The sequence below is a fragment of the Mesorhizobium sp. CNPSo 4684 genome, from assembly GCF_057784315.1.
This window is the reverse complement of record NZ_JBWLUX010000002.1, coordinates 283,161-296,538: the sequence shown is the minus strand read 5'-3', so window position 1 is coordinate 296,538 and position 13,378 is coordinate 283,161. Positions and strand designations below refer to the sequence as shown.

General features: G+C 63.5%; 13 protein-coding genes. 7 read left to right on the top strand and 6 right to left on the bottom strand.

Annotation, left to right across the window (positions count from 1 at the left end):
* Nucleotides 1-52 precede the first annotated feature (52 nt).
* A complete protein-coding gene (locus tag AC04SG_RS02935; protein ID WP_477236907.1) occupies nt 53-241 on the top strand; it encodes a hypothetical protein in 189 nt (62 codons plus the stop codon).
* 29 nt (nt 242-270) lie between these two features.
* Here the strand turns inward: AC04SG_RS02935 and AC04SG_RS02930 are convergent, their stop codons facing one another.
* Entirely contained in the window at nt 271-2,340 is a 2,070-nt protein-coding gene (locus tag AC04SG_RS02930) for a hypothetical protein (RefSeq protein ID WP_488549848.1), read from the bottom strand.
* A 191-nt stretch (nt 2,341-2,531) separates the two neighbouring features.
* Here AC04SG_RS02930 and ypfJ point away from each other — a divergent pair, with 191 nt between their 5' ends.
* From ypfJ to AC04SG_RS02915, 3 genes are all read left to right on the top strand, one after another.
* Nucleotides 2,532-3,464, top strand: a complete 933-nt coding sequence (gene ypfJ / locus AC04SG_RS02925) for a KPN_02809 family neutral zinc metallopeptidase (RefSeq protein ID WP_488549847.1) — start codon at nt 2,532-2,534, stop codon at nt 3,462-3,464.
* Between the two features lie 169 nt (nt 3,465-3,633).
* Nucleotides 3,634-4,899 (top strand): TCR/Tet family MFS transporter, encoded by a 1,266-nt coding sequence (locus tag AC04SG_RS02920; RefSeq protein ID WP_488549846.1) that lies wholly within the window; start codon nt 3,634-3,636, stop codon nt 4,897-4,899.
* Nucleotides 4,896-5,816: an aldo/keto reductase gene (locus tag AC04SG_RS02915; RefSeq protein ID WP_488549845.1), complete on the top strand. Its 921-nt coding sequence runs from the start codon at nt 4,896-4,898 to the stop codon at nt 5,814-5,816. The genes AC04SG_RS02920 and AC04SG_RS02915 overlap by 4 nt, the downstream gene beginning before the upstream one ends.
* Before the next feature lie 6 nt (nt 5,817-5,822).
* Here AC04SG_RS02915 and AC04SG_RS02910 read toward each other — a convergent pair whose 3' ends face one another.
* Nucleotides 5,823-6,206, bottom strand: a complete 384-nt coding sequence (locus AC04SG_RS02910) for a helix-turn-helix domain-containing protein (protein WP_488549844.1) — start codon at nt 6,204-6,206, stop codon at nt 5,823-5,825.
* 325 nt (nt 6,207-6,531) lie between these two features.
* On the bottom strand, nt 6,532-7,749 hold the full coding sequence (carA, locus tag AC04SG_RS02905) for a glutamine-hydrolyzing carbamoyl-phosphate synthase small subunit (RefSeq protein WP_112563302.1): 1,218 nt from the start codon (nt 7,747-7,749) through the stop codon (nt 6,532-6,534).
* A 252-nt stretch (nt 7,750-8,001) separates the two neighbouring features.
* On the opposite strand from carA, the gene AC04SG_RS02900 reads away from it, so the two are divergent.
* The 3 genes from AC04SG_RS02900 to AC04SG_RS02890 all read left to right on the top strand — a co-directional run bounded on the left by AC04SG_RS02900 (nt 8,002) and on the right by AC04SG_RS02890 (nt 9,988).
* Entirely contained in the window at nt 8,002-8,451 is a 450-nt protein-coding gene (locus AC04SG_RS02900) for a GatB/YqeY domain-containing protein (RefSeq protein ID WP_488549843.1), read from the top strand.
* 217 nt (nt 8,452-8,668) lie between these two features.
* The gene (locus tag AC04SG_RS02895; RefSeq protein ID WP_488549842.1) at nt 8,669-9,388 is read left to right on the top strand and encodes a DNA helicase; all 720 of its coding nucleotides are present in this window, start codon (nt 8,669-8,671) and stop codon (nt 9,386-9,388) included.
* Between the two features lie 42 nt (nt 9,389-9,430).
* Entirely contained in the window at nt 9,431-9,988 is a 558-nt protein-coding gene (locus tag AC04SG_RS02890) for a GNAT family N-acetyltransferase (protein ID WP_488549841.1), read from the top strand.
* Between the two features lie 3 nt (nt 9,989-9,991).
* Here the strand turns inward: AC04SG_RS02890 and AC04SG_RS02885 are convergent, their stop codons facing one another.
* The 3 genes from AC04SG_RS02885 to AC04SG_RS02875 all read right to left on the bottom strand — a co-directional run bounded on the left by AC04SG_RS02885 (nt 9,992) and on the right by AC04SG_RS02875 (nt 13,270).
* Nucleotides 9,992-11,173 carry an MFS transporter gene (locus AC04SG_RS02885; protein WP_488549840.1) on the bottom strand — a complete coding sequence of 394 codons (1,182 nt, stop codon included), beginning with the start codon at nt 11,171-11,173 and terminating at the stop codon, nt 9,992-9,994.
* 129 nt (nt 11,174-11,302) lie between these two features.
* Entirely contained in the window at nt 11,303-11,512 is a 210-nt protein-coding gene (locus AC04SG_RS02880; RefSeq protein WP_192260029.1) for a DUF2061 domain-containing protein, read from the bottom strand.
* A gap of 93 nt (nt 11,513-11,605) precedes the next feature.
* A complete protein-coding gene (locus AC04SG_RS02875; protein ID WP_488549839.1) occupies nt 11,606-13,270 on the bottom strand; it encodes a Na/Pi cotransporter family protein in 1,665 nt (554 codons plus the stop codon).
* Nucleotides 13,271-13,378: the final 108 nt, after the last annotated feature.

Here is a 13,378-nt window from a genome sequence, read left to right as displayed (position 1 = left end):
GCTCGTTGCTCCTGACGTCGCGCGCGATTGTTGCGCGCCAAGGAGGATAACCATGGGCGTCGAACAGGCACCGACCGCGAAGGGCAAGCAGGCTGCAAAGGGTTTGAAGCAGGCTGCCGCAAAAGACGAGCGCAAGACCGAAGCCGAAACCGGCCGGCCGCTGAAGAAGGGCGCCGCGCGTTTCGAGGAACGCTCCAAAAGCTCGGATGGCAAAAGCGCGGGCGCCAAGCAGAAGAGCTGAGTTCTCGCTCGCAAGCGCCAACGCGCTGCTTATTCTTCGCTCACATCCTGTACCCAGCTGCGCGGATGGCCGTCGACGCGGAACTGGAAGATGAAATAGGGCGGGATGCAGGTGCCCTTGCCAAGCTTGGCCTCGGCCAGATCGTCATAGCCGGCGGTGCAGATATAGTCCTCGCGGCAGGGATGCGCCTTGTCGCAGGCGCGCAGGCCGGCGGTCTTGGTGAATTCCTTGGTACAGAATTTGTGGTCCTTGCCCGAAGCGATGCAGTCGTTGAAGCCGGTCTTGGCCAGCCGCCCACAGCTTGCCTCGTCCGGAAGCTTGTCGCAGCTCGCCTTGCGCAGCATGCCGCCGGGAAAGCCGCCGGTCTTCTGTTCGGGATTGTCGTAGCGCTGGCGCGCCGCGCCATAACCGGCGAGTTTTATCAGCGGTTTCTTGTCGCGCGCCGGATCGATGGCACAGGCCTTTGCGGTGGCCGGCGACAGGCGGCAATACTGGTCGCTGCCCCATTTCGACATCTTGATCTCGCCGAACTCGACGGGATCGCCGACGGCGGTGCCCTTCTCGCTGACGCAGGTGCCGAAGCCCGGATGGATGGCGCTTTCATGGACGCCGGCGCAGCGCAGGCCTTCACCACAGTTCCAGTCCTTGAAGCTTGCATCCTCACCCTGATAGCAGATCGAGCCCCAGCCATTGTAGAGGTCGGTGCCTTTCAGCGCCTCGCCGTATTTGGCATCGGGACGGACGGCGAAGCCGCGGGAGAAGTCCGGATGGCCGCCGGCGGCGAAGTCCTCGACGATGGCGCGCCGGCGCGGCAGATCGGCGAAGAACACCGCCGAGCCCGGTACGAAGACAGCGTTGCGGCGCGGCTCGCTCGCCGGATCAGCGCCGGTGTAATGAAAGCCGGCAATGCCGTGCGTCTGATGGCAGCCGGTGCAGGTCATGTCGTTGAGACGCAAATTGAAGCCGGCCACCGATTTCACGCTGCGCAATTCGTTGCCCCTGGCGACATAATCCTTCAGCGCCTTGTCGATATCGGCATCGTCGAGCAGCCCATAGGCGATGTTGTTTTGCGATCTGGCCATGCCGCCGGGTGCGACCGAGACGGCGCTGGTCGCCAGGAATTTGTCGTCGATGACCAGCCGGCCGCGATCGAGATCGTAGATGTTGCGGTCGGTCAGCAGCCATTTGGCGAAGGCCGGCCGGTCGGCCAGCACGATCTTCCTGTCGATCTGGTTCTCCATCTTCGATTCCTGGAAGGTGGAAGTCGCCGGGTCCCATTTGAAAATCTTGAGGAGATATTCGGCGTGGCCGCCGAAATCGCGGCGGCTCGAGGCCGATAGCCGGAGAACCTGCATGTTGAGTTCGAGCCGCATGATCTGCGATGAATTCAGCATGGCGTTGGACAGCGGCCCTTCATCGGATCGCAGCCAGGCTGCCAGCTGATCGGGTGGAAGGTCTTTTTGCCCGGCGGTAAGCCAGCGCCTGGCCACATCGGCACAGGACACGGCGGTGGCGCTTGGACGGTCTCTCGAAGCGCGGGCGCGAGCCTCGCCGGGCTTGGCGTTGAAGACCAGGCTCATGGTCAGCGGCAGGCGCGACGAAATGCGTTGTGCCGTCGTCCCTTTCGCCGGCTTCTCCGCCACCGAATAATGGAAACGGTAGATCAGCCTGATCTCGCCGCATTCGGTGTGGCCGAGATAGCCGCGGTCCATGCGGTTGACGACGCCAGTCAGGTCCAGCGTCGAGCCATCGTCATCGATGTAGTTGGGGTTGAATTTCTGGCTGGGGTCCTTCGTCTTCGCCATAGCGGCGACATAGGGGTCGGGACTGCCGGCGGGCTCGTCGGCGATCTCCTGCTTGACGGCGTTGCGCACCGGGGTCAGCGCACGCACCGAAAACAGGCCGCGATTGTCGACCTCGCGGGTGAGACCCAGCGCCGGGCCGAGCAGGCGGCTGATGGAAAGACCACCACGCTCGAGCGCCTGCAATGTGTCGGGGTCGGTGACGGCGACGCTGGAATCGAGCGTCACGGCGCACGCCGGCCACGGGCCGAGGCACAGCAGCGCCGCCAGCAACAGAAATCGACCGATCGTCCGCAAGCCCCTGATACCCCCGTTCGAACCGGATGCTACAGCGCGCAGGCCGCCTCGACCAGAGCGCAAACCCGCGATGCCGGCGGCGCGAAAAATACTGTGACTTGGTGCAACCATTGGGATATTCGTTTGTTGGGTCGGACCGGGCCATACCATCGGCCGGGTCTGCCGGGAATTTTGCATCACGGGGAGTTGCCATGCTCTGGAAGGGCCGCCGTCAGAGTGACAATGTCGAGGACGAGCGCAGCGACAGCGGCGGCGGTGGTTTCGGCGGCGGCAGCCCTGGCCAGTTCCGCGTCCCGATCGGCGGCCGCACCGGTGGCGGCGGCAGCATCCTGCTCGTCATCCTTGTGGTGCTGGCCGGATGGTATTTCGGCTTCGATCCGTCCCAGATCCTGGGCGGCGGCGACAGCGGCGGTGTGCTGCCGGGGGGCGGCGGCCAGATCACCGACAACAGCGGCGGCCAGGACGAGGGTGCCGGCACGCCTGCTTCCGACGAGATGAAGCAGTTCGTGGCGACCGTGCTGGCCGAGACCGAAGAGACCTGGACCGGCATCTTCCAGTCACAGGGCTTGAAGTACGAGGACCCGAAGCTGGTGCTGTTCAGTGGCCAGATCCGTTCGGCCTGCGGCTCCGCCTCGACGGCAGCCGGCCCCTTCTATTGTCCCGGCGACCACAAGGTCTACCTCGACACCACCTTCTTCCAGCAGCTAGACCAGCAGTTCGGCGCCTCGGGCGATTTCGCTCAGGCCTATGTGATCGCCCATGAGGTCGGTCACCATGTGCAGAACCTCACCGGCATCCTGCCCAAGTTCAACCAGATGCGTCAGTCCATGGGCGAGGCGGAAGCCAACCAGATGTCGGTGCGGATCGAGTTGCAGGCAGACTGCTTCGCCGGCGTGTGGGCACACTTCACCGGGCAGAAAGGCATTCTGGAACAGGGCGACATCGAAGAGGCGCTGAACGCCGCCAAGCAGATCGGCGACGACACGCTGCAGAAGAAGATGCAGGGCTATGTCGTTCCGGAAAGCTTCAACCATGGCACCTCGCAGCAGCGGCAGACCTGGTTGGCGCGTGGCTACAAGAGCGGCAAGCTGTCGGATTGCAACACGCTGACGGGTCCAATCTGACGAGACTTTCTCAGGCCCGCACTTCCCAGCGTAAACCAACCGCCAACTTGCCGTCAGGGAATGTCAGGATCAGCGATTCCTGCGCGTTCCCTTATTGTTCCGGAATGATGCCTCGCCTATAAGGGGCGCCCGCCTTCGCCCAAAGGCGGCCCAGGGAGCAGGCACCATCATGATCGACCCCAAAACCGCCAGGCGGGGCCTTGCGCTCGTCTTCACCACGCTGCTGCTCGATATTATCGGCTTCGGTATGATCATGCCGGTGCTGCCGGCTTTCTTGAGGGAGTTGAGTGGCGTCGGCATCAGCGAAGCGGCGATCGAAGGCGGCTGGCTGTTCTTCGTCTATGCGGCGATGCAGTTCTTCTTCGCGCCGATCATGGGCGGATTGAGCGACCGCTTCGGGCGGCGGCCGATCCTGCTCGCCTCGGTGCTGACCTTCTCCATCGACAATCTGATCTGCGCCATCGCCTGGTCCTATCCGATGCTGTTCATCGGCCGCGTGCTGGCCGGCATTTCGGGCGCCAGCTATTCCACGACATCGGCCTTCATTGCCGACATTTCGAACGATGAGAACCGGGCGAAGAATTTCGGTCTGCTGGGCATCGCCTTCGGCGTCGGCTTCGTCATCGGGCCGGTGCTGGGCGGGCTGCTCGGCACGTTCGGGCCGCGCGTCCCGTTCTATTTCGCCGCCGGGCTTGCCTTCGTGAATTTTTTGATCGCGCTGTTCTTCCTGCCGGAAACGCTGGAGCAGAAGCACCGCCGCCGCTTCGAATGGAAGCGCGCCAATCCGGTCGGCACGCTCATGCAGATGCGCCAATACCAGGGCATCGGCTGGATCGGACTCGCCTTCTTCCTGATGACGCTCGGCCACATGATGTATCCGGCGGTGTGGTCGTTCGTCTCCAATTACCGCTATGGCTGGAGCGAGCAGCAGATCGGCTTCTCGCTCGGCGCCTTCGGCCTGTGCGGCGCGATCGTCATGGCGACAGTGCTGCCGCGCGTGATCCCAAAACTTGGCGAATGGAGGACGGCGGTCATTGGTCTCACATTCACGGCCGCCAGCGCCTTCGGCTATGCCTTCGCCTCGCAAGGCTGGATGATCTATGCGGTGATCGTCGTCGGCTGTCTGGAAGCACTAGCCGATCCGCCGCTGAGGAGCCTCGCCGCCGCCAAGGTGCCGCCTTCGGCGCAGGGCGAGCTGCAGGGCGCGATGACCTCGATCTTCTCAATCACCTCGATCATCACGCCGCTGCTCTACACCGCGATCTTTTCCTGGTTCACCGGGCCGAATGCACCGGTGACCTTTGGCGGCGCGCCCTATCTGCTCGGCGCGTGTTTCCTCACGCTTGCAGTCATCGTCTTTGTGACGAAAGTGGCGCGGCCGACGGCAGTGAGAAGCGCCACTACCGGCGTCGCTGAAGATGGTGCGCAGGTATGAGCCATGACAGCCGCATAAAGCTGACCAAGGAGGGGGTGTCGCTGTCGCGGCTGGTGTTCGGCGCCCGGCGGCTGCTCGACAGCGCCGCCCGCCCGGACGCCGATCAGGTCGCGAGGTTGATCGGCTCGGCCGTCGACCTCGGGCTGACCAGCTTCGATCATGCCGACATATATGAGAACTACGAGGTCGAGGCGGCGTTCGGCGCCGGCTTGTCGCGCTGGAAGGGAAAGCGCGACAGTATCGAGCTGATCTCGAAATGCGACATCATGCTGGCATCCGGCAACCGGCCGCAAAACCGGCTGAAGCATTACGACACCAGTGCCGATCATATCGTCGCCTCTGTCGAGCGTTCGCTCGCCAATCTCGGCACCGACTATCTCGACCTGTTGCTGTTGCACCGGCCCGATCCGCTCATGGACGCCGACGAGACGGCGGCAGCCCTTGCCGGCCTGGTCAAATCAGGCAAGGTGAGGGCGGTCGGCGTCTCCAATTTCACGCCCTCGCAGTTCGATCTGTTGGCCTCGCGGCTGCCGTTTCCCTTGGCCACCAACCAGATCGAAATGTCGGTGCTGAAAACCAATGCGCTGGCCGATGGCAGCCTCGATCATGCGCAACGCTTCGGCTATGCGCCGATGATCTGGTCGCCGCTCGGCGGCGGCTCGCTGTTCACCGGCAAGGAAGGGCGCGAGGCGCGGGTCAGGGCAGCGCTTGCCAGCGTTGCGGCTGAAACCGGCGTGGGCGATCTCGCGGCAATCGCCATCGCCTGGCTGTTGCGCCACCCGGCCCGGCTGGTGCCGGTGCTGGGCACGATGAAGCCGGAGCGGCTGTCAGCCATGGTCAAGGCGCTGGAGATCAACCTCGACCGCCAGCAATGGTTCGCCATTCTGGAGGCAAGCGAAGGAAGGCCGGTGGCGTAGTCAATTCTAGGCTTCGATCCATTCGGCAGGGATATCCAACGCCTTCGTCAGCATGGCGCTGGTCTGCGCCGAGGGCTTGCGACGATTGGATTCGAGGTCCGACAGGAAGCCCTGACTTACACCGATGGCATCAGCCAATTCGGCTTGCGTCAGCTTACGCCCGTTGCGCAGTGCCTTGAGCCGGCTGGAGCCTCGCAAAATATCCATGGTCACGTCAGCCGGCAGGGATTTTTCCGTTTTGAGCTCGGCCTTGCGCTCGTCGTAGATCGCCACAGCGGCAGCGTCTTCTCTGGCTTCCTCCGCAGCATGCAGCAATGCCTCGTAGTCGGCCTTCGGGATGACGACCAGTTCTTCCCCGGTTGAAGTCTTTATGATTTGCGGAGCCTTCATGATCTCCTGTCCTATGGCCGGCTGTTGGTCGTCGTTTCGCGCTTGCCGATGTAGATCGCGAGGATTATAGCGCGATCCTCATCAAATATAACGCGGTAGCGACCGATCCGAAGTCTGTAACCGTCTCGGCCAGCAAGACGTTTTACATCTCCACGTCCGCTGACGGCATAAGTGATCAAACCTTCGGAGACCTGCTCGCGGACATCGGCCGGCAGATTATCGAGATCGCGAGCTGCCGAAACGAGAGGATGATCGTCACGGTAGGGACATCGCAGATTTATCGCTTTAGGTTAAGCGATATTATCGCTTATGGCCAAACTCAGGCTCAGGCCCGCTCGGCTAGCAATTCCTCGCCACGCTTTTCGCGGATCAAATTGACGAAGCGGCGGAACAGGTAGTGCGAGTCCTGTGGGCCTGGCGAAGCCTCGGGATGATGCTGGACCGAGAACACCGGGCGTCCCGTCAACGCGATGCCGCAATTCGAGCCGTCGAACAGCGAGACATGGGTTTCCTCGACGCCTTCCGGCAGCGAGTCGGCATCGACGGCAAAGCCATGGTTCATCGAGACGATCTCGACCTTGCCGGTGGTATGATCCTTGACCGGATGGTTGGCGCCGTGGTGGCCCTGGTGCATCTTGGCGGTCTTGCCGCCCAGCGCCAGCGCCAGCATCTGGTGGCCGAGGCAGATGCCGAACACCGGAATGTCGGTCTTGAGCAGGTCCTGGATCACCGGCACGGCGTAATCGCCGGTTGCTTCCGGATCGCCGGGGCCGTTGGAGAGGAAGATGCCGTCGGGCTGCATGGCCAGGATCTCTTCCGAACCGGTGCTGGCCGGCACCACTGTCACCTTGGCGCCGAGGCCGGAAAGCAGGCGCAATATGTTGCGCTTGACGCCGTAGTCGATGGCAACGACATGCATCGACGGTTCGGCCTGTTCGCCAAAACCTTCGTTCCACACCCAGGGCGTTTCGCGCCATACCGACGACTGGCCGGAGGTGACCTCCTTGGCGAGGTCGAGCCCGATCAGGCCCGACCAGGCGGCGGCGCGGCGCTTCAAATCGTCGAGGTCGAACACGCCGTCGGGCGCATGGGCGATGACGGCGTTGGGCATGCCCTTTTCGCGGATCAGCGCGGTCAGCGCGCGGGTGTCGATGCCGGACAGCGCGACGATGCCGCGCTTCTTCAGCCACTGGTCGAGGTGGCCGGCCGCACGGTAGTTGGACGGGTTGGTGACATCGGCCTTGAACACGGCGCCGACGGCGCCGGCGCGGGCGACCGGGTTCAAGTCCTCGATGTCCTCGTCATTGGTGCCGATATTGCCGATATGCGGGAAGGTGAAGGTGACGATCTGGCCGGCATAGGATGGGTCGGTGAGGATTTCCTGATAGCCGGTGAGCGCGGTGTTGAAGCAGACTTCGGCAACGGCGGAGCCGGCGGCGCCGAGACCGCGACCCTCGATGACGGTGCCGTCGGCCAGCACCAGAAGGGCGGTCGGCTTTTCGGTTGCCCAGGCGGGGGTCAACGCGGGCGTCATCTCGGCCATGGCGGCGCTCCTGTCAGGTTGCGCGTTTCGATGGTTCTGCGCCGCAAACGGCGCGGCCGATTTCTCGAGCCTGCGCGCATCAATTCATTGTCTTATGCAAGGCCGAGTACATAGGGGAAGGCGCCGGAGCGGTCAATGATGCCGGGCCAAATCGGCGGGCATTTGTTTCGTCGAACGATATCAGGGGTTTGGCGCGTTTGCTTTACGAGTTCGCCACGGTTATTGTCCGCGCCGTTCGAAGGAGAAAGCATCATGCGCGCAAAAATCGCCGAATCCCTGAAGAGCGCGATGAAGGCGCAGGACAAGCACCGGCTGCCGACATTGCGGCTGATCCAGGCCGCCATCCACGACCGCGACATCGCCAATCGCGGCTCGGGCAAAGAGCCCGCCAGCGACGAGGAGATCCTGCAGATCCTGGCCAAGATGGTGAAGCAGCGCGAGGAATCGGCCAAGGCGTTCGAAGACGGCAAGCGGCCGGAACTGGCGGCCCAGGAGCGCCGCGAGATGGAGATCATCCGTGGCTTCCTGCCGACGCAGCTGGACGATGCGGCCGTGGCTGCGGCGGCCCGCGAGGCGATTGCGGCCACGGGTGCCGCCAGCCAGAAGGACATGGGCAAGGTGATCGCCGCGCTGAAGCAGAAATATGCCGGCCAGATGGACTTCGGCAAGGCAAGCGGCATCGTCAAAGGTTTGTTGCAGTAGCAGCCGGCCTTCAAGGCGTCTTGCAGCGTCTTGCCGTGTCGCGACGCATTTTCGATCGGCAAAGATTCAGCTATGATCTGATTCCGGCGCGCCCACGCCTCCTCCCTCCAGCGGGGAAGCATTGATCATGCGGGGCCATGCGATCATCAAAACCGACTGTTCGAGCACCAAGCATAAGGAGGGGTTGCGAAGATTGCTCGCAATAGGAGGTTTTTCGATGAGGTTGTCAGCGCCGGTCTACCATCTGAAGCGTGAAGCCAAACTCTTGGCGCGAAAAGACAATATTCCCCTTCACCAGGCGCTTGACCGCATTGCAGCCAGGGAAGGTTTCGACAACTGGAGCTTGCTTGCGAGCAAAGCCTCCGCAGCGACGCCTGCCGGCAAATTGTTTGCGCAAATGGCGCCCGGTGACCTGGTTCTGGTGGGGGCGCGGCCGGGCCAGGGCAAGACCCTGATGAGCCTCAAGCTCGCGTTGGAGGCCATGAGGTCGGGCAATCGCGGCGTATTCTTCACCTTGGAGTACAGCGAGCGAGACGTTTTGGACCGATTTCGCGCCATCGGGGCGGACCCGGCGCAGTTCGGCGGCCTGTTCGAATTCGACAATTCCGACGCCGTCAGCGCCGACTACATCATAGGCAAACTGGGATCGGCGCCGCGTGGCACTCTGGTGGTCATAGACTATCTGCAACTGCTCGATCAGAAACGTGAAAACCCCGACCTGATGGCCCAGGTTCGGACACTGAAGTCATTTGCCCGGGAACGAGGGCTGATCCTGGTCTTCATCTCCCAGATCGATCGATCATACGATCCGCGGATCAAGTCCTGTCCAGATATCAGCGACGTCCGCTTGCCGAACCCGCTGGATCTGTCGCTGTTCGATAAGGCATGTTTTCTCAACAAGAGCGAAGTTCGTTTCCAGGCCGGAGGCTTTGCCTAGTCTCGGCGTCGCCCTGCTTCCCGGTTCCGTGCATTGAGCATCATGATCGAAATCGTCAAACCGGCGCTCGAACATCTGTCATCCTACAAGGCCGCGCTCGAGCGCGGCTGGTCGCCGGACAATGTCCGCCTGATGGAAGCGACGCGCGAGCAGCTTGCCGCCATCGAGGCGGATCCGGTGGCGTTCCTTGCCAGCCTCGACGATCCCGAGGCGAAGGGGCCGCCGATCGCCTTGCCCGATGGCACGACCGTGCCGCGGCTGCCCAGCTTCCGGCGCTGGATCTGGGACGGCGAGGCCGCCGGCTCGATTGGCTTTCGCTGGCAGCCCGGAACGTCGGCGCTGCCGTCGCATGTGCTCGGCCATATCGGCTATGCCGTGGTGCCGTGGAAGCGCGGCCGCGGCTATGCCACCGAGGCGCTGCGGCTGATGCTGGATGAGGCGAGGGCGGTCGGCTTGCCATATGTCGAGCTCACCACCGACCTCGACAATCCGGCCTCGCAGAAGGTGGTGCTGGCCAATGGCGGCCGTGTGGTGGGTCCGTTCGTCAAGGACGCCGCGTATGGTGGCGCCGAGAGCCTGTTGTTCCGGATCGATTTGTAGGCGCTACTCGGCTGCGGCTGGCAGCGGTGGGGCTGCCCGGCTGCGCCCTTCCCAGATGTAGGAGGCAAGCGCCACCGCGACCGCGACCAGCATCGCAGCGGCGCCCACCACCGGAAGGCTGCGATAGCCGTAACCGGCGTTGAGCATGGCGGCGCCCAGCGATGCGGCGAGCGCGATGCCGACGTTGAAGCCCGACGGTATGAGCGAGGAGGCGAGATTGGAGGCGTCCGCCGTCCAGGCCAGGATGCGGGTCTGGATCGGCGTGCCGATGGCGAAGTTGAGGCCACCCCAAATGACGATGGCGATGACCATCGGCAGCGGGTAGGGGCTGACGGCATAGATCACGCCAAGCATCACCGCCTGCAGGGCAAGCATGGTGATCAGCGACGGCATCAGCTTCCAGTCGGAAAGCTTGCCGCCGAGGAAGACGCCGATGGTGGCGCCGACGCCGTTGAGCAGCAGCACCCAGGGGATCAGGTTTTCGTCGAGATGGGTCACTTCAAGCAGCGTCGGCGTGATGTAGGTGAACAGGCCGAACTGGCCGATCATCAGCATCAGCATCAGGATCAGCGAGGTCCAGACCTGCTGGCGCGCCAGCACGCGCACCTCGTGGCCAAGGTTGGTGGACGGGCTCGACGCGCCCGTTTTGTGCGGCAAGAGGGCGGCCATGGCGGCAAACGCCACTACGCCAAGCGCGCACATAACCCAGAAAGTGGCGCGCCAGCCCCAGAGATTGCCGATCGCGGTGCCGGCCGGCACGCCGATGACGTTGGAAACGGTGAGGCCGGAGAGGATGACGGCGACAGCCATGCCGCGCTTGTCCTCGGGCACAAGGCCGACGGCCACCACCATGGCGACGCCGAAATAGGCTCCGTGCGCGACGGCGACCGCAATGCGCAGGAGCAGCATCGAGGCAAAGTCGGGCGCCAGCGCGCAAGCGGCCTGGCCGATGGTGAAGGCGACGGTCAGGCAAAGCAGCAGGGTTTTGCGGGAAAAGCCCTTGGTGGCGAGCGCCAGCAGCGGCCCGCCAACCGCGATGCCGCCGGCATAGCCGGAGACGAGATAGCCGGAGGTCGGGATCGAAACGCCGAGGCCGTCGGCCACTTGCGGCAATACACCGGCGATGACGAATTCGGTGGTGCCGAAAGCGAAGGCGGCGATGAACAGGGCAATGAGCGGAAGCATGGCGCGGAAGCGATCCTGAGACGAGGTCGCCTCAAATCATGGATGGCGCTTGCCGGCAATGCAGAAATTGTCGACGCCGCCTTAGGTTTTCTTGATCCGGCCCATCCCAGCTGGCGGCACCCGCCAAGTCTAAGCGGCGTTCTTCCTGCCGTAGGGGATTTTCAGCCACGCCCGCTCATGAAGGTAATACAGCAAGGATTTGGTGACGACCTCGGTGGCGCCGATGGCCGCGGCAAGCTTGATGCTGCCGGTGACGACGAGCGAGATGATCATCGTGTCGATGGTGCCGGTGGCGCGCCACGATAGCGCCTTGGCAAAGCTGCGCGAATGGGTATCCAAAGACTATCCTCCCGGTGGACTGACCCGATGCTTAGCCGAGGGAGGGCTGGGCGCGCAAAGACTAATTTCGCCGCAGCAGGCGCTTGTCCGGGCTCAGCTGGCCTTCAGCCTCGACCCACCGAGCAGGCCGCGCTCTTCCAGCACCGGATAGGCCATCGAGGCCAGCAGCGAGTTGATCTGTTTCAGGTCGCGGATGGTGTCGAGGTGGATGGAGCTGGTCTCGACGCTTTTGGCGGTGCCGTCGCGCAGGCGCACGAAATGGCTGGCGCTGGTTTCCTTCTCGCGGTCGCGCAGTCGGTCCTTTTCCAGCACCAGCTGGCGCGCGGCCTCGGGGTCGCGGGACACCAGCACATTGAAGGCGAGCCTGGCATTGGCCAGCACCGAGGCATGGAAGGCGCTGAGTTCCCGCCAGCCTTCGGGCGTGAACTCCAGCCCGCGCTCAAGCTTCTTCTTCACATGCACCAGCATGTTGCGCACGATGATGTCGCCGACCTGCTCGAGCTTGACGCATGCACCGATCAATTCCTGGCAGCGGAGGGCCTCGTCCTCTGTGAGCGAGTTCCTGGTCAGTTTGGCCAGATAGAGCTTGATCGCCGCGTGCTTCCTGTCGACACGGTCGTCAAGTGCGGCCAGCGCCTTGATCTTGTCAGCGTCGGCGCTCTCGTAGAGTTCGATGATGCGCTTCAGCATGATCTCGACTGTTTCGCAGACCCGCACCACCTCGCGGGTGGCATTGGCCAGCGCCTGGCTCGGCACGTCCAGCGCGCTGTCGTTGAGCGCGGAAAGCTCGATGACGTCGAGAGCTGCGGCCGGTTCGGACTTGGTGCCCATCGCCACGATCTTCTCCGAAACGCGATAGACCAGACCGGCCAGCGGCAGGCCGGCGAGCAGGATCAGCACATTGAACAGAATGTGGGCGTTGACGATCTGGTCCGGTACGGTGGCGCCGAGGAAGGCGACCGGCGGCTTCACCGTCATGAACAGGATCAGCATCACCAGCGAGCCCATGCCGCGCATCAACAGATTGCCGATCGGCACGACGCGCACGCCAGGCTCGGCGTTGCGGGTGAGCAGCGGCGCGATGATCGACGAGCCGAGATTGACGCCGAGCACCAGCACGATGCCGAGTTCCGGCGGGATGAAACCGCGGCCGGCCAGCGTCACCAAAAGCAGCACCGCGGCGATCGAGGAGTGGAACAGCCAGGTGATGAGGGCTGCAAGCAGGTAGGCGGTGACGAAATCGCCTGAGAAATAGTTGACGATCAGCGGCATCAGCGTGCTCTGGCGCAGCGGCTCGGACGCCTGGCCGATCATCTCCAGCGACAGAAGCAAAAGGCCGATGCCGACCAGAATGCGGCCGGACTGGCGCCAGTCGCGCCGCTCGGTGGCCATGAACATGACAGTGCCGGCGACAAGGCAGATCGGCACCAGCAGCGTCAGATCGAAAGTCAAGAGCTTGACCACCAGCGCCGAGCCGATTTCGGCGCCGCGCACCGCCAACTGGCCGGACATGCCTGACACGATGCCTGCGCCGGCGAAGGAGCCTACCAGAAGCGTAACCGCGGTCGAGCTCTGCAGCGCGACCGACAGGCCGCAGCCGGCCAGCACCGCCATGATCGGATTGCGCATGGTGGCGCGCAGCCGGTGGCGCAGCACATCGCCATAGGCGCGCTCGACGCCGGTTTTGACCATCCGGGTGGCGAACAGCATCAGCGCCACGGCGCCGGCCAGATGCAGGAGAACGACCGAACCGCTCATGTCGACGCCTGCATGTGGACAGGACGCGCGATGCTGACAGCGAGACGCCTGGAGGGGACAACGAGGGTGCGAATCATGGTCATGACAGTCGCTTATATTAGCTGGAAT

Excerpts from the sequence above, each read along its gene's own strand:
- AC04SG_RS02935 (WP_477236907.1), top strand. The coding sequence starts at position 53 with ATGGGCGTCGAACAGGCACCGACCGCGAAGGGCAAGCAGGCTGCAAAG.
- ypfJ (WP_488549847.1), top strand. The coding sequence starts at position 2,532 with ATGCTCTGGAAGGGCCGCCGTCAGAGTGACAATGTCGAGGACGAGCGC.
- AC04SG_RS02920 (WP_488549846.1), top strand. The coding sequence starts at position 3,634 with ATGATCGACCCCAAAACCGCCAGGCGGGGCCTTGCGCTCGTCTTCACC.
- AC04SG_RS02915 (WP_488549845.1), top strand. The coding sequence starts at position 4,896 with ATGAGCCATGACAGCCGCATAAAGCTGACCAAGGAGGGGGTGTCGCTG.
- AC04SG_RS02910 (WP_488549844.1), bottom strand. The coding sequence starts at position 6,206 with ATGAAGGCTCCGCAAATCATAAAGACTTCAACCGGGGAAGAACTGGTC.
- carA (WP_112563302.1), bottom strand. The coding sequence starts at position 7,749 with ATGGCCGAGATGACGCCCGCGTTGACCCCCGCCTGGGCAACCGAAAAG.
- AC04SG_RS02900 (WP_488549843.1), top strand. The coding sequence starts at position 8,002 with ATGCGCGCAAAAATCGCCGAATCCCTGAAGAGCGCGATGAAGGCGCAG.
- AC04SG_RS02895 (WP_488549842.1), top strand. The coding sequence starts at position 8,669 with ATGAGGTTGTCAGCGCCGGTCTACCATCTGAAGCGTGAAGCCAAACTC.
- AC04SG_RS02890 (WP_488549841.1), top strand. The coding sequence starts at position 9,431 with ATGATCGAAATCGTCAAACCGGCGCTCGAACATCTGTCATCCTACAAG.
- AC04SG_RS02885 (WP_488549840.1), bottom strand. The coding sequence starts at position 11,173 with ATGCTTCCGCTCATTGCCCTGTTCATCGCCGCCTTCGCTTTCGGCACC.
- AC04SG_RS02875 (WP_488549839.1), bottom strand. The coding sequence starts at position 13,270 with ATGAGCGGTTCGGTCGTTCTCCTGCATCTGGCCGGCGCCGTGGCGCTG.